Genomic DNA, 15,798 nt, shown 5'->3' with positions numbered 1-15,798 from the left:
GGCGCCTATGACGGCACGTGACGATATCCTCGATCTTGGCAAACGCATCGGCCAGTCGATCATCGGCCAGGAGACGATGGTCGAGCGGCTGCTGCTCGGCCTCCTCGCCAATGGCCATCTGCTGGTCGAGGGTCTCCCCGGCCTTGCCAAGACAAGAGCGATCAAGAGTCTGGCGAAAAACCTCGATTCAGAGCTCTCGCGCGTCCAGTTCACGCCAGACCTTCTGCCGGCCGATATCACCGGATCGGAAGTCTACTTCTCCGAGGGCGGTAAGGGCGAGTTCAAGTTCCAGCAGGGACCGATCTTCGCCAATCTCATCTTGGCCGATGAAATCAACCGCGCGCCAGCCAAAGTGCAATCGGCCCTGCTGGAGGCGATGGAGGAGCGGCAGGTCACCGTCGGCGGCAAGAGCTATCCGCTGCCTGACCTCTTCATGGTCATGGCGACACAGAACCCGATCGAACAGGAAGGAACCTATCCGCTTCCCGAAGCGCAGCTCGACCGTTTCCTCATGCATGTCGAGGTCGGCTACCCCGATGAGCAATCGGAAGCCGCAATCATGCGGCTCAACCGGGACGAAGAGAATGCCACCCATGGCAAAGGCTCCGCTCCAGTCATCGACCGCTTGAACCCGCAGGCCGTCTTTGACGCCCGCACGGAAATCGGTACGGTGACGGTTTCGGAACCGGTCGAGAAATACATCGTCGCTCTCGTTTTCGCCACGCGTTATCCCGACCGCTACGACAAGGATCTGGCAAAGCTCCTGCAGGTCGGCGCGAGCCCACGCGGCGCCATCAGCCTCGACAAGGTTTCGCGCGCTTATGCCTGGCTGAAGGGCCGCGACTACGTCACCCCTGACGATGTGAAGGCCATCGTCAACGATGTCTTCCGCCACCGCCTCATTCTCTCCTACGAGGCGCATGCGGCCAATACGAGCGCCGATCAGGTGATCGACCGCATCACTGAGCTGGTTGCGGTCTCATGAGTACCGCGGCCCTGAGCAGCGATGGCGTCTATGTCACGACGGAACAGCTCGTCGCTCTTGAGGGCCGCGCCCGCAACCTGACCTTCGTCCAGAAAGCGAGAAGCCACCAGCAGCTTGCCGGCCGCATGCAATCGGCGCTGCGCGGCCGCGGCCTGATCTTCGAGGAACTGCGGGATTATCTGCCGGGTGACGATATCCGCTCCATCGACTGGCGCGTGACGGCCCGCACGAACAAACCCGTCGTGCGCATATACGGCGAGGAAAAGGAGCGGCCGGCGATCCTCGTGGTCGACCAGCGGATCAACATGTTCTTCGGCAGCCGCCGCGCCATGAAATCCGTCACCGCCGCCGAGGCGGCCATGCTCAGCGCCTGGCGCATTCTGGGGTCGGGCGACCGGGTGGGCGGCTTCATCTTCGGCGATGGCGACATAGAGGAGGTGAAACCGCATCGCAGCCGCAACGCCGTCATTGCCCTTGCCGACAAGATCGCCACGAAGAATGCGGCGCTGAATGCCGGCTTTGCGGGCGCGCCCTCTCCGGCCTCGCTGGACGAGGTGCTGCAACGCGTTGCAGGCGTCGCCCATCACGATCATCTCATTGTCATCATCAGCGATTTCGGCGGGCACGGCGAGACGACGCGCGATTTGCTGCTGGCTCTATCGGCCCGCAACGACGTGATCTGTTTGCTGATCTACGACCCCTTTCTTCTGGAGCTTCCCAAATCCGCCGATATCGTCGTCAGCGGCGGAGGGTTGCAGGCGGAACTATCGCTCAGCCAGGCCGGAGTGCGCAAATCCATTGACACATTCGCCCGCAATCGCGGCCGCGAATTGCGGGCATGGCAACGCGAACTTGGCCTTCCGATGCTGCCCGTCTCCACTGCCGAGGAGACGGCGCCGCAGCTTCGCCGCCTGCTCGAGCAATCCGCCTGGCGGCAGCGGAGGCGCTGATGGAGCCGAAAATCCAGCTCGATCCGATGACCGAGACGGCACTCCGCTCGCTGCATGATATCGCGGTTCCGCCGCCGGTTTCCTGGCTGCCTCAGACCTGGGGCTGGGCAGCGCTTGCCGTGCTGCTCGGCATTGCGGTGCTGGTGGCCTTCCTTATCTGGCTCAGGCGATATCGCCGCAATGCCTATCGGCGGGAAGCCCTGCGATTGCTTGACGGTATCGAAGCGGACATCCGCAATCCCGCCCGCCGCGAAAAGGGCGTGCACGACCTGTCGGAACTCTTGAAGCGCACAGCACTCGCGGCATGGCCAAGGAGTGATGTCGCAGCCCTCACCGGTCAGGCGTGGCTGCAACGCATGGACAGCCGCGGAGCGGACAAAGCGCTGACCCGCCTGCTCGATGATCTCGAATATCACGACGGTACTGCCATCGCCGCCCTTCCTCCTGATAGCGGCAATGAGCTCATACTCAATTCGAGACGGTGGATCAGGAGGCACCATGTATCAGCTTGAGCATCCATGGCTGCTTCTGCTGCTTCCGCTTCCCCTGCTGATCTGGTGGTTGCTGCCGCCGCACCGGGAAATATCGGCCTCGATCCGTCTGCCGTTTTTCGATCAGGTAACGCGCGCCGCCGGCGTTCAGCCGACAGAGGGTTCCATCATACCCAAGCGAGCCTGGCTGCAGACGGTCGCCGAGAGCCTCGCTTGGTGCCTTGTCGTGCTGGCGCTCGCCCGGCCGCAATTCGTCGAGCCACCGCTCGAAAAGGTAGAGCCGCAGCGCGATATCCTCTTGGCGCTCGACCTATCGCAATCGATGGAGACACGTGATTTCCCGGTACCCGACGGCAGTCTGGGAGCGCGCGTCGATGCGGTACGGACCGTGGTCGCCGATTTCGTCACAAAACGACCCAACGACCGGCTGGGCCTGATCGCTTTCGGCGATGCGCCCTACCCGCTTGCGCCCTTCACCATGGACCATGATCTCGTGCGGATGATGATCAACGGATTGCTGCCCGGCATTGCTGGGCCGCGCACATCGCTCGGGGATTCGATCGGCCTTGCACTCCGAATGTTCGAAAAGACCACAACACCCGAGAAAGTCCTGATCCTGCTGACCGACGGCAATGATACGGCGAGCAAGATGCCGCCGATGAAGGCGGCCGAGATCGCCGGAAAGAATGGCATTACCATCCATGCAATCGGCATAGGTGATCCCGCCGCCACCGGCGAGGAGAAGTTGGATACCGCCACATTGCAGAAGATCGCCGCAGATACCGGTGGCCGTTATTTCTTCGGTAGCGACCAGAGCCAGCTCGCGACGATATACGACATTCTGGATCAGATCACGCCGGAAGATCAGAAGGTACTGTCCTGGCGTCCGCGTATCGAACTGTTCCATTGGCCGCTTGGCGCCGCGATCGTCATTCTCGCCCTCTATCACCTTCTTGCAGGCTCTTACGGCCTGATCCGTAGGAGGGCAGCGGCATGATCACGGATCTGCATTTCCTGCGGCCATGGTGGTTGCTGGCCCTGCTCGTTCCACCCCTCATCCTCTGGCTCGCAGCCCGCTCGGACGATATTCGCGACCGCTGGAAGAACATGATCGCTCCGCATCTGCTCGACAAGCTGATCGTCGAGCCTGTCGGTCAGGGACGGATTAATCCATCATGGCTGCTTGCCGCCCTGATGGCTTTGGGCGCTATCGCGGCAGCAGGCCCGACATGGCAGCGCGAGGCCCCGCCCTTTGTCGAGGATACCGCACCCCTCGTCATCGCCGTCGATCTTTCCCCGACCATGGACGCGATCGATATCAGCCCCAGCCGCATCGAACGCGCCAAGCTAAAGATCCGCGATATTCTAGCTGCGCGGCCCGGCGCAAAAACCGCAATCGTCGCCTATGCCGGCAGCGCCCACCTCGTGGTACCACTGACGGAAGATGCCTCCTTGATCGAGAGCTACTCGGATGCCCTGGCGACGCGGATCATGCCCAAGCCCGGCAAGGACACGTCAGCTGCGCTTTCGTTGTCGAACAACCTTTTCAAGACCGAGGGCATGGCCGGCACGATCCTTTTTCTGACGGATGGAATCGAACCGGCGACACTGGATGCGCTGAAGGCCCTAAATGCCAATGGTATCGTCATTCTCGGCATCGGCACCGCCGAGGGTGGACCGGTCAAGACGGCCGACGGCAGCTTTCTAACGGGTACCGGCGGTGGGCGCCTGCTGCCCAAACTCGATGTCGAGGCCCTGAAGCAGGTGCAGTCGGCCACCGGCGCAGATGTCGCTACGATCACGGATGACGATACGGACGTGCGCTGGATCATCCAGCGCATCAGCACGAATTTTTCTGACGCACAGGCTTCCGAGGGCAATCGCTGGCGGGATGCCGGCTGGTGGCTGATCGCCCCGGTTGCCTTGCTGCTCGCTTTCTCCTTCCGACGCGGCTGGGTGGTCAGGGTCGGCGCCCTATTCCTCGCCATCCGATTGCTGACGCCCTCACCCGCTGAAGCGGCTAGCTTCATGGATCTTTGGCTGACCCCGGACCAGCAGGGGCGGCTCGCCTTCGAACAGGATGACTACGAAGGAGCCGCCAGCCATTTTCGTAACCCTATGTGGAAAGGCGCCGCCCTCTATAGGGCCGGCCGTTTTCAGGATGCACTCGACGCCTTCGCCGCCGTGGATATGGCCGAGAGCTGGTACAATCAGGGAAACACTCTCCTGCATCTCGGCAAGTTCGAGGAGGCCGTCGCGGCCTATCGGAAGGCCGTTGAAATGCGGAAGGACTGGCCCGACGCCGAGGCCGATCTCGTCATCGCCGAAAGGCTACTGAAGGCTCAACAGGAGAAGGAAGAAGAGCAACCGCAGGAGCCGAACGAAAAGCCCGACAGCGTGCAGTTCGACGACAAGGGCAAAAAAGGCAAGGAAGGGCAGATCAGCACCGCCGAACAGACTTCGGAAATGTGGATGAAGAATATTCAGGTGAGCCCGGCCGAGCTGATGACGCGCAAGTTCGCACTGGAAGCGCAGGGACAAAAACCATGACGCACTTTGCCCTGTTGTTCTGGCTGTTGGCATCGGGAAGCGCGCTGGCTGCCGAACCATTTGCGCGTGCTGCCGTCGAAGGCGGTGACGAAATCGTGCCCGGGCAGCAGGTGCGCCTGACGGTCGATGTCTTCGTACCCGAGTTCTTTACCTCACCGCCGCAATTTCCCCTTTTTGCCGTCCCGAATGCAATGGTGACCCTGCCGGAAGAACGCAGCTTCAATCTCACCCAGATCATCGACGGCGTGCAATATTCCGGCATCCGCCGCAGCTATGCGATCGTGCCGGAAGCGTCCGGCCCCTATACTCTGCCGGATGTCCCGATTGAACTCGGTTATACGGTGGATGGAAAGCCGACCAAGGCAACCGTCACCATGCCCGGCATCTCCTTCACGGTTGGCGGCAACGCCCTGCCGAACGAACCGGTATTTGCGACCCACGGTCTGACGATCGAACAATCCTTCGATCGCGATCCCGCCAAGCTGAAGGCAGGCGATGCGCTTTCGCGCACCATCATCATCACCGCTCTGGACACGCAGGCGATGATGATCCCGCCGGTAAAGCCCGGCAGCGCATCCGGCCTGCAGCAATATGTGAAGCCGCCGAAGATTGAAGACGGCATAGAGATTAACAGGGAGACGGCCGGCCGGCGCACCGAAACCATCATCTATACCGCCACCACTGCCGGAACATTCGACATACCCACGGTTTCCTACCCGTGGTTCGATGTCGACGGTAAAACCCAGAAAACCGCGACACTTCCTGATGTGAAAGTCACGGTCGGCGCTGCAGCGGCCAAGGAAGCAATCGCTCCACAGCTTTCCCAAGAAGAAAGCCGCTCATCGCGCCTCACCACCATCTGGATCATTGCCGCCATCACCATCGCGCTGGCAGTTATCGCTCTCGTCGTCCGCTGGCTCGCCCCGCGCTTTGCCGTATGGCGCTCGAAGCGTCGCGATCTCAGGTACAGCTCCCGTTCCTATCACCTTCACCAGATAGAGCAGACGATTAGGACCGGCAGCGAAACCGCGGTCTACGCAGCCCTTCAGGCCTGGGCCTCTAAGCTCGGATACCGAACCATTTCCGACTGGTTGGCAAAGGAGGGCTCTCCCGAACTCACACGGCAGATCGATCTTTTGGAACGCAAGCTTTTTGCAGCACAAGCGGGTGGCGATATCGATAGGTCCACAATAGCCAAAGCCCTTGCCCGGCGCGGCGCTATCAGCGACCAGAAAAAACAATCGGCGCTGCCGCCACTCAATCCAGTCGCAGCCGATGGAAGATCACCTGCCTGATCTCGAAGCGGATTCTTATTTCGGGAACAGAAATGTTATGCCGGCACGAAAGGCCCAACCTTCGGCCCCACTATCTGGCGCATCCGCCCAGTAGCGAACGCCGGCGGAAAGACTGACGGGCTGTTGGCCGAACTTCAAAAGCTTCGAAGCCTGCAGATTGATCGGCACAGACCACTGGTTGGCCTCCCAATCATAGGTGCTTTCGGTGTTGAGGGTGAAGGTCCAAGCATCCTTCGTGGTATAGGAGAGGAAAGGCTGCAGAAAGGTCGAACTTACATCCGCCCTATCGCTTTGGCCCGCAAAGGACCAGATATGGTTGGCGAGAATGCCATAAGTCCAAGGACCGTCCTGTTTCAACAAGACAGCCGTTGGCCCCGCGCCCCATTTGCCGGTCCCCAGCAATTCGTCTGTCGCCGTCGGAATAAGAAAGACCGGGCCGACACCCCAGATGAGGCCGCCCGGTCCAGGTTGCTTGGGAGAAAAGAAGAAGCTCTGCGTGATATCGCCGATGCCGAACTGATGGCCGGAGGAGCCGGCAATATAGTCCTGCCAGATCACCGGCAGAATAGTGCGCGATATGACGTTCCAGTCCTCATTGATGGAAAACGGGATGACAGGCTGGATATTCAGCGTCTCACGATTGCCGTCTTCAGGACCGAAGCCGCGGTCATAGTTGAACTGGAAGGGCACGCTGATCAGCGAAGCGACTGGATTACTGAGCTTTTTGGCAAGATCGCTGTCGGACTCCTGCGCAGCAGCGGAGCCGATCATGCCGAACAGTCCGGGCGAAAGCGCCAGCAGACAAGACGCGAACCTGGTGCGGCTCATCATATCCCTCCGATATCCATGAGGCACGAGAAGACACAGGCTAGCCCTGGCAAACAAGTACGTTACCGTAAATTTACGCCGGCCATTACCGCCCGCGCGAGCGCGTTTACGGTAACGTACTTCCGTCTCCTCCGCTTACGCGCGAAACTTCAAGCTCAGACTCCGGAGGTGACGATGGCGTTGGCATTCGACGATGGGCAGGCCCCGGGCGCGGCACCCGAAGGCATGATCTGGATTCCCGGGCGGACCTTCACGATGGGATCGAATGATCACTATCCCGAGGAGGCGCCTGCCCATCCCGTGAAGGTCGATGGCTTCTGGATCGACGAGATCCCGGTCACGAACCGCAGGTTCACGGAATTCGTCAAGGCGACCGGCTATGTCACCTTCGCCGAAAAGACGCCCGACCCCAAGGATTATCCCGGCGCCAAACCCGAGATGTTGCGCGCGGGGTCGCTGCTCTTCTTCCAGCCGAAGACCGTCAGCGGGCCTGATATCACCCAATGGTGGACCTTCAAATTCGGTGCGAACTGGCGCCGGCCGCTCGGCGGTTTGAGCGATCTGCGCGGCAAGCTCGACCATCCCGTCGTCCATGTCGCCTGGTGCGACGCGAAGGCCTATGCGGACTGGGCGGGTCTCGAGCTGCCGACGGAAGCGGAATGGGAGCTTGCGGCCCGCGGCGGCCTCGACGATACCGAATTTGCCTGGGGCGACGAACTGATGCCCGACGGCGTTCCCATGGCCAATACATGGCAGGGCACCTTCCCGGTGAAGTCCACGAAACCGAAAGGCCACGAACGGACCTCGCCCGTACGCAGCTTCCCGCCGAATGGCTACGGCCTTTACGACATGATCGGCAATGTCTGGGAATGGACCACGGACTACTGGTCCGATCGCCATCCCGAACCATCAGCAAAAGCCTGCTGCATTCCTGATAATCCGCGCGGCGGCGGCATGGAGGCGAGCTACGATCCGCGCCAGCCCAATATCCGTATTCCTCGCCGCGTGCTGAAGGGTGGCTCCCATCTGTGCGCACCGAGTTACTGCCGCCGCTATCGCCCTGCCGCCCGCCATGCCGAGCCGGAGGATACCTCGACCAGCCATCTCGGCTTCCGCTGCATCAAACGAGTTTCAGCGTCACCGGAGAATGTCCATGAGACGATCCATCCAAACCATTGATGCCTGCCTTGCCTCTCTCGCGGTCGCTTTCATTCTTCTGATCGCAGCGGCATGGAGCCCCGTGCTTGCGCAGGAACCCCTGCCCTCATGGAACGATACATCAGCCAAGACCCGCATCATGGATTTCGTCAAGGCGACTGTCACGGAAGGCGCACAAGGCTATGTCGCGCCAGCGGATCGCATTGCCGTCTTCGATAATGACGGCACGCTCTGGTCCGAGCAGCCCTATTATATCCAGCTCGGCTTTGTGCTCGACCGCGTCAAGGCGCTGGCACCCCAACATCCCGAATGGAAGACCAAAGAACCCTTCAAGAGCGTTCTCGATGGCGACCTGAAAGGCATCGCCAAGGGCGGCGAGAAGGGCATGGTGGAACTCATGATGGCAACGCATGCCGGCATGACCACCGACGAATTCAGCAAGATCGCCACAGACTGGTTCGCATCGTCAAAACATCCGAAGACCGGCCAGCCTTATACCGAGATGACCTACCTGCCGATGCGCGAACTGCTGGACTATCTGCGTGCCAACGGCTTCCGCACCCATATCGTCTCCGGCGGTGGCGTCGAGTTCATGCGCCCGGTCACGGAACAGCTCTACGGCATCCCGCCCGAACAGGTCGTCGGTAGCACGATCGCCACCGAATATGATCTCGTCGGCGATGTCCCGGTTTTGAAACGCCTGCCGAAGATCGATTTCGTCGACGATGGTCCGGGCAAGCCCGTGGGCATCAACAAGTTCATCGGCATGCGGCCGATCTTCGCGGCCGGCAACTCGGACGGCGACTACGAGATGTTGCGCTGGACGACGGCAGGTAAAGGTCCTAGCTTCGCCATGCTGGTCCACCACACGGATGCCGCTCGCGAATATGCCTATGACCGGGATTCCGCCTTCGGAAAGCTGGACAAGGCCCTTGACGAAGCCGAGCGCCGGAATTGGCTGGTGGTCGACATGAAAAACGACTGGAAAAAGATCTTCGCCTTCGAGCAATGACAAAGCGCTCGCGAGGTTGCAGCGAGCGCTCTCACGCAATCTCAGAAATGGAAGACGACGCCCAGGATCGGGCCGTGCTCGACGATGTCGCTGGTCAAGGTGTCGTCGCTGTAGTTCACGCCGAGAGCACGATAGCCGGCGATTGCGGAAATGGCATCGTTCCATTTGTAGCCGATACCCGCCATCACATCCCAGTCGAGATCGGCACCGCCCGCGCCGATCAGGCCCCATCCCGTCAAGTAGACCGAGGGCGTGATTGAATACATGCCCCGGAAGCCCGCCATGGCATCCACCCAAGTCGCACTGTCGGTGCCGGAAACGCCATTCAGCGGACCACCGGAAAAGGAAATCGTCGTTTCGGTATACCAGACCCTCACGCCACCAATGACATCAAGCCGGCCCTGGGGTTCGTCGATGACTGCGTAACCTGCGCCGATCATCGCCGTAAAGGTCTCCTGTTTCAGGTCGACCTCGTCGGCGAATATGCCACGCGGCGTGGCGGAATCCGTCGTCACACGGACATAGGCGATGTCGGTGACAATGCTGAAACGATCGTAGCGGGCATCACCAGCTGCCATGAAGGCAAAATCGAGATCGGAGAGAATATCGCCGAAACTCTCGTCGACGTGCACCTCAGGAAGGCCGAAGACGCCGGTGTCGCCCGTGATCCCGGCGGCCCAGAAATAGGGCGCGATCGAAAAGGTCCATTTATCGGGATCTGCGGGCCTCGGCTGCGGAGCGAGAACGGGAGCAATATCCGCAGCCTCCACGACTGCGGGAGCGGCCAGAATGGCCGCGGAAAGCAATAGCATGGTGGTTCGCATCCAATATCCCTCTGATGACCCACGAAGTTAAATTGCCCCTGTAACGATAGGATACATCTCCGCCTCCCGGCGGAAGTACGTTACGGTAAATCGCGCCGTAAATGCTGCCGTAAACGGGCCTGTCGTTTTCGGGATAGTGTGCCGCTTCTGCCTCGGCAGCCGCAAGGAGAACGCTTCGAATGTTCTCGTAGCAGCGGCTCCCATCTACGGATTCACGGCTCCGGTGACGTCGTTGAGCGCGAACACGGCTCCCGCCTTGGTCAGTCCCGCTACGATCTCGGCCGAAAGCAATGGCTGGAAGCGCCTTGCCTCCAGCTTCCAACGCAAGGTGCGCTCGAAATCCGGATCCCTGCCCCGCACATCGGCAAGCCGCTCCTTCGCCTGGTCGGAACCGAGCTGGCCGAGTGCGGCCACCCGTAAGGCTCGCACGACGAAATCGGTACAGTTCACCTGTTCGGCAAGCAATGAGGCCTCCGACCAGTCGCCGCGGCGATAGGCATCCAGGGCAAGCACGAGCATGGCATCACGCGGCACGATATCGACGGCCCGGCCAGCATCCTGCGCCATAGCAACACCGGCGTCGAAGTAACCGGCCGAAAACAGTACGGAAGCAAGTTTCGCCACCGCATCCGGATTGCTCGGGTTGAGCGAGATCGCCCGATTCCCGGCCTGCAGCGCCGCATCGATGCGCCCGTCGGCGAACTGCGTCATCATCAGCGCCACATAGGCGCGGTCCGACATGGGGGCGATCGAAACCGCGCGGTTTGCCAGATCGAGAGCACGGGCGCGCAGCACGGCATCCCCGGCCGCGGCCTCCGGCGCGATGAGGACACGCGCGAGCAGTGCCTTGGCATCGGAATTGCTCGGATCGGCGGCAAGCGTCCGTTCGAGACAGGAGCGCACGGCGGCCATATCGTCCGAGCTGCCGTCATCGAGCTGATATTCGGCACGCAGAACGCAGGCGTTTCCGATCGACTCCGTACTGCTTGCATGCGTTTCGATATTGTTGATCGCGCCCCGCGTCGCTGCAAAGCGGCGAGCAAGAACATCGACGATCTCCTGACGGGTCGCTGCCGGGCTCCTGCCATCGATGGCGATCGTTTCGAGCCCCGATTTCAGAAGGTCGCCGGACTGGCTGTCGACGATCTGCCACCAGACGCTCCTGATATCGCCGTCGCCGTAATATTTCATGTCGATTTCATAGGCCCGCCCCGCGACCTTCTGGGTTCGCATGCCGGCATAACCCGCCTTCGCCACTGTCAGCGTCTGGAATTGCGTCAGCGCCGTCAGCAGCATATCGCGCGTCTGGCTAGCCTCGCCCTGCAACCTGGTGTCGACGGCATCCATGGAAAGAGCAACCGACGGACGGACCGTCAGGGACGGCTTCGATGCATAGGCGATAACGCCGGCGGCAATCGCGACGCACAGCAGCAGCGCCACGCTGGCATGTATCGCCAGAGGCCGACCTGAGGGTGAAGCGGCAACAGTGCTCTCCGCAACTTGAGAAACCGGAACATCATCCGGCGTCTCGGGCAGATCGCTTTTCAACGCCAGCTCTTCCTCGTCTTGTTCGTAAGGCACATGCGAACGAGGGAAAAGCGTCACATACGTTCCCTTGGGGATGTGGATTGTCACATCACGCTCGGCACCGAAGGCTTCGTAGTAGTTTTCGACCGCCGAACGCAGCCGGCTCACCTCGATGCGCACGATCGGATCGTTCGATGCATCGAAATTGCTCGCTCGCCCGAGAACGTCAAGTGCGATGGAATAGGCCTTAACCCCTTCCTCGCAGCCGGCGAAACGCCTTTCCGCAAGATACCTGAGAATGGCCCGTTGCCGTTCCGTGGCGTGGAATCTGGGATCGGACAGAATTCGTTCGAGTTCCGCCCTGGCCTCCGGCAACGATACTTCGCATGCCCTGGTATCGTGTACTTCAGCACCCATGATCGCCCCGTACGCGCTAATTAGGCTAAAGTATAACCGAGATGTTTATCGCCGAGACAGCAACAGGTTGCAACCGAAAATGCTAACAAAACCAGTAGACGATAGATTTTAACGCGAGCCTGCGCCTCAATCCGGCACGCTCGGGCGGTGTTCCAGGACATATTGGATAATGTCGGATTCGATTTCGGCACAGATGGTTTCGTATTCTGTCACCATTGGACAATGCTCGTCTCCAGGCTGCCGCATCAGCCGCCCCAGAGCGAGGCTTGCTTCTTCATAAGCCTCGAAGAGATCATCGAGCGAATGGGATTTCGAGGCGAGAAGCTGCAGTCTGCCGCGCATGGCAGGCAATTTCAGCATGAGCCGCCACAGCCCGCGCTGTGCGGTTTCGGTACTGTTGCGATTAATGCCTCCTTTCCCACCCATTGGAATTTCAGCCTCCTGCTCATCCCGCCGACTATGAAGTGGCGGGCGGAAGATGGAAGTACGTTACCGTAAATCCGCCACCGTTTACGCTTCTTCCCTCGCCTTTACCCCTGAGTTTACTGTAACGTACTCCCATAAACGCATCGGCTGTGCGCATCCTTCTATTTGTGTAAGGATGAGCACATGGACAGATCGGTGACGGCCTCTGCTGCAGCCGGCAGCTTTGCCGGGAGACATCTAGAATGATCAGGCTGGCGGTATTTCTTCTGGCTCTCGTTGTCGTGACCTCGGCGGCGGCTCAAACCGCGCCGCCGCCGCCCCAGCAGAAGATCGACCAACTAATAGGCCTGTTGCAGGATCCCGAAATCCAAACCTGGCTGGAAAATCGGAAGAAGGAGCAGGACGCAACGGCCGCGGCCGCCCAGCCATCAGGCTTTGCGACCTGGGAAGCGCGGGCGCGCGCGCGCATCGATGGTATTCTTGCGGCCGTTCCGCGCATCCCCTCCGAAGTGTTCGAAGGTGCCGCTCGTGCTCGCCATGATGCGGTATCGCACGGCTATGCGCCGATCTTTCTGATTTTTGCCGGCTTGGTCGCAATAGGCGCGGCCGCCGAATGGCTCTTCAGGCGCGCGCGCCCCACATCGATCGGCCCGGTCGCCCGTCTTCTTCCGGTCGCGGTCTTTAGCGTGGTTGTGGCGATCATATTCTTCGCCGTCGAATGGCCGCCGCTCGCCCGGCTGGTCCTGCTCGCCTATCTGGTCGCCTTCATCGTCTACCGCATCGGCGCTGTCCTCATTGGCCTCGTGGAAAGCAATCGCCCCGGACTTGTTATCCGCGCCCGAATCTTTCTCGGCATCACACTGTTTGCTGTGGCAACCGCAACACTCGGAGCACCACTTGGCGTCGATCCCGCCGTCACCGAAGCGATCTCCTACTGCTTCTCGATTCTTCTGCTGGCGCTGGCGATTGAAACGGTCTGGTCGGCTCTCGTCCATCCCCTCGTCATAAAGGCAGGGCTGACCGCCTTTCTTGCCCTCCTATGGGCTCTCTGGTGCCTGGATCTGCAAGGTCTTTTCTGGATCGGCGTCTATGTCCTTGTCTTGCCGGATCTGTTGCGTGCCACTGGCAGGGCTGCGGCAACACTCACTTCAGCGCCGCCTGAGAATCCAAGAAGCATATTGCTCGTGCGCGGCAGTCGGGCAATCGTCATCACGCTCGCCGCTGGGTGGCTGGCTCTCGTCTGGCGCCTCAGCCCAGATTCGCTTGCAAATCAGAACGCAACGATCGCCGCCATCCTCTACGGACTGCTGAAAGGCGTGATCGTGCTCTTGATTGCCGATCTCCTCTGGCAGCTTGCCAAAGGCTGGATCGACCGCACCATTACGACTTCAGGGGATGCGACCGGTCTCGCCCCCGCTGAAGCCGCCAAACGCGCGAGATTCCGCACGCTGTTACCAATCTTCCGCAATGCGCTCGCCGTCATAGTGGCGGTCATGGCCGCCCTCATCGTTCTCTCCCAGCTCGGCGTCGAAATCGGCCCACTGATTGCTGGCGCCGGTATCTTCGGTGTCGCGATCGGCTTCGGTTCGCAGACCCTCGTCAAGGACGTCATCAGCGGTGTCTTCTACATGCTCGACGACGCCTTCCGCGTCGGCGAATATATTCAGGCCAAGAACTACAAGGGAACGGTGGAGGGCTTCAGCCTGCGCTCGGTGCGGCTGCGCCACCATCGCGGCCCGGTCTTCACCGTGCCCTTCGGAGAGCTCGGCGCGGTGGAGAACATGAGCCGCGACTGGGTGATCGACAAGTTCCGCATCTCGGTCGCCTACAACACCGACATCAACAAGGCCCGCAAGATCACCAAGACGATCGGCGCGGAACTGAAGGCTGATGAGGAGGTCGGTCCCCTCTTCATCGAGCCGCTCAAGATGAAGGGCGTCGAGGAATTCGGCGACTACGGCATCGTCCTGAGTTTCGCCATGACGACCGTGCCCGGCATGCAGACCTATATTCGCCGCAAGGCCTACGCCATGATCCGGGAAGCCTTCCAGAGCAACGGCATCGAATTCGCCCAGCCCATGGTTCAGGTCGGCGGCGACGACAAGAACGGCGCGGCCGCCGCCGCAACAGCCACGCTCCGCGCTGCCCAGCAGGCGAAGGCCGCCGGCGCCGAGGGTTGACATATTATCGTAGCGGCAGCGACCGTCTTAATCGGCCTCGACGAGGTAACGCGTCAGCGCCGCCGCCGACATTTCGCGCGCAAGGCTCGCGGCCTGACCGGCCCACATATTGCTGAAATCCGACCTGCCATCCTTCTCGGTCACCGCTCTCAGCGGCGCAAGCGCTCCGCCGGCGGTCGGGAAGGCCGGTGCAGCCTTCGCAAGCGGTCCGATCTCCCGCATGATACGATTGACGATCCCCCGTGCCGGACGGCCGGTGAAGACATTGGTGACGGCCGTATTGTCGTCCCGCGCCGATTTGAGCGCCTCGCGATGAAACGCGGTAATCTTTGCCTCCGGCGTTAAAAGATAAGCCGTGCCGACCTGAACGGCCGACGCCCCGAGCGCGAAGGCTGCGCGAACGCCCCGCCGATCGCTGATGCCGCCTGCTGCAATGACCGGCAACGAAACCGCATCAGCAACCTGCGGCACCAGCGCCATCGTGCCGACCTGCGTTGCCATGTCATCATCAAGGAAATTGCCGCGGTGCCCTCCGGCTTCGAACCCCATCGCAATGACAGCATCGACGCGATGCTTGGCGAGCCAGCGCGCTTCCGCAACCGTTGTTGCCGAGGCGATGATCTTCGCGCCGGTGCGACGCACACGCTCCAGGAGATCCGGACCCGGCAAGCCGAAATGGAAGCTCACGACCTCAGGCCGGTAGCTTTCGACAAGGGTGCAATAATTGTCGTCGAAGGGCGCTCTTCCTGCCGCCGGAACCGGCGCAGCGGGATCCAGCCCCAGCTCAACATAATAGGGTGCGAGGGCGGTACGCCACGCCATCTGCGCAACGGGATCGGCGGCAGGATTGGTATGCGCGAAGAAATTGATATTGATCGGCTTTGATGTCGCCGAGCGTATCTGGTCGAGGGCCGCTTTCGTCTGCTCGATTGTCAGAAGGGCCGCGGGAAGCGAACCGAGGCCACCGGCTTCGCTTCCCGCAATCACCATTTCGGGCGTCGTCGCGCCTGCCATTGGCGCCTGGATGATGGGGAGCTCGACCCCGAAGAGGTCGATGATACGATTGTCCTGCCAACTGCCCATGACACGATACTTCCTGCATTGCGCTTGATCGTAAAGCGAGTGGCGGCCTTGCGGGCCGCCACGACACTATTT

Annotated in this window: 14 protein-coding genes; 9 read left to right on the top strand and 5 right to left on the bottom strand. The window is 60.9% G+C overall.

The genetic code is table 11. The features are described 5' to 3' along the window. The first annotated feature begins 7 nt into the window (after positions 1-7). The 6 genes from PMI11_RS20315 to PMI11_RS20290 are packed head-to-tail and all read left to right on the top strand — an operon-like array spanning position 8 to position 6,271. On the top strand, positions 8-985 hold the full coding sequence (locus PMI11_RS20315) for an AAA family ATPase (RefSeq protein WP_007820736.1): 978 nt from the start codon (positions 8-10) through the stop codon (positions 983-985). Further along, on the top strand, positions 982-1,935 hold the full coding sequence (locus PMI11_RS20310; protein WP_007820734.1) for a DUF58 domain-containing protein: 954 nt from the start codon (positions 982-984) through the stop codon (positions 1,933-1,935). Before PMI11_RS20315 ends, PMI11_RS20310 begins: the two co-directional genes overlap by 4 nt. Next, positions 1,935-2,447 carry a DUF4381 domain-containing protein gene (locus PMI11_RS20305; RefSeq protein ID WP_007820732.1) on the top strand — a complete coding sequence of 171 codons (513 nt, stop codon included), beginning with the start codon at positions 1,935-1,937 and terminating at the stop codon, positions 2,445-2,447. Before PMI11_RS20310 ends, PMI11_RS20305 begins: the two co-directional genes overlap by 1 nt. Then, complete coding sequence (locus PMI11_RS20300) at positions 2,434-3,423, top strand: vWA domain-containing protein (RefSeq protein WP_007820730.1); 990 nt, start codon at positions 2,434-2,436, stop codon at positions 3,421-3,423. The genes PMI11_RS20305 and PMI11_RS20300 overlap by 14 nt, the downstream gene beginning before the upstream one ends. Continuing rightward, positions 3,420-4,976, top strand: coding sequence for a VWA domain-containing protein (locus tag PMI11_RS20295; RefSeq protein WP_007820728.1), 1,557 nt, complete (start codon positions 3,420-3,422; stop codon positions 4,974-4,976). Before PMI11_RS20300 ends, PMI11_RS20295 begins: the two co-directional genes overlap by 4 nt. After that, entirely contained in the window at positions 4,973-6,271 is a 1,299-nt protein-coding gene (locus PMI11_RS20290) for a BatD family protein (protein WP_007820726.1), read from the top strand. Before PMI11_RS20295 ends, PMI11_RS20290 begins: the two co-directional genes overlap by 4 nt. Positions 6,272-6,286: 15 nt before the next feature. Here PMI11_RS20290 and PMI11_RS20285 read toward each other — a convergent pair whose 3' ends face one another. Continuing rightward, on the bottom strand, positions 6,287-7,042 hold the full coding sequence (locus PMI11_RS20285; RefSeq protein ID WP_051034616.1) for a hypothetical protein: 756 nt from the start codon (positions 7,040-7,042) through the stop codon (positions 6,287-6,289). Between the two features lie 231 nt (positions 7,043-7,273). Between PMI11_RS20285 and PMI11_RS20280 the strand changes: the two genes are divergently transcribed. Both PMI11_RS20280 and PMI11_RS20275 read left to right on the top strand, forming a co-directional pair. Then, positions 7,274-8,278, top strand: a complete 1,005-nt coding sequence (locus tag PMI11_RS20280; protein WP_007820714.1) for a formylglycine-generating enzyme family protein — start codon at positions 7,274-7,276, stop codon at positions 8,276-8,278. Further along, positions 8,253-9,269, top strand: coding sequence for an HAD family hydrolase (locus tag PMI11_RS20275; protein ID WP_007820712.1), 1,017 nt, complete (start codon positions 8,253-8,255; stop codon positions 9,267-9,269). The genes PMI11_RS20280 and PMI11_RS20275 overlap by 26 nt, the downstream gene beginning before the upstream one ends. 41 nt (positions 9,270-9,310) lie before the next feature. Here the strand turns inward: PMI11_RS20275 and PMI11_RS20270 are convergent, their stop codons facing one another. The 3 genes from PMI11_RS20270 to PMI11_RS20260 all read right to left on the bottom strand — a co-directional run bounded on the left by PMI11_RS20270 (position 9,311) and on the right by PMI11_RS20260 (position 12,463). Further along, positions 9,311-10,093, bottom strand: a complete 783-nt coding sequence (locus PMI11_RS20270) for a hypothetical protein (RefSeq protein WP_007820710.1) — start codon at positions 10,091-10,093, stop codon at positions 9,311-9,313. 204 nt (positions 10,094-10,297) lie between these two features. After that, positions 10,298-12,037 carry a hypothetical protein gene (locus PMI11_RS20265; RefSeq protein WP_007820708.1) on the bottom strand — a complete coding sequence of 580 codons (1,740 nt, stop codon included), beginning with the start codon at positions 12,035-12,037 and terminating at the stop codon, positions 10,298-10,300. 126 nt (positions 12,038-12,163) lie between these two features. After that, positions 12,164-12,463, bottom strand: coding sequence for a hypothetical protein (locus PMI11_RS20260; RefSeq protein WP_007820706.1), 300 nt, complete (start codon positions 12,461-12,463; stop codon positions 12,164-12,166). Between the two features lie 242 nt (positions 12,464-12,705). Between PMI11_RS20260 and PMI11_RS20255 the strand changes: the two genes are divergently transcribed. Beyond that, entirely contained in the window at positions 12,706-14,643 is a 1,938-nt protein-coding gene (locus tag PMI11_RS20255; protein WP_007820704.1) for a mechanosensitive ion channel family protein, read from the top strand. A 27-nt stretch (positions 14,644-14,670) separates the two neighbouring features. Here PMI11_RS20255 and PMI11_RS20250 read toward each other — a convergent pair whose 3' ends face one another. Next, positions 14,671-15,726 (bottom strand): NAD(P)H-dependent flavin oxidoreductase, encoded by a 1,056-nt coding sequence (locus PMI11_RS20250; protein WP_007820697.1) that lies wholly within the window; start codon positions 15,724-15,726, stop codon positions 14,671-14,673. Positions 15,727-15,798 lie beyond the last annotated feature (72 nt).

This window comes from Rhizobium sp. CF142 (assembly GCF_000281145.1).
Classification (GTDB): domain Bacteria; phylum Pseudomonadota; class Alphaproteobacteria; order Rhizobiales; family Rhizobiaceae; genus Rhizobium.
The sequence above is the reverse complement of the archived record's forward strand: the minus strand, read 5'-3'. Positions and strand labels throughout refer to the sequence as shown.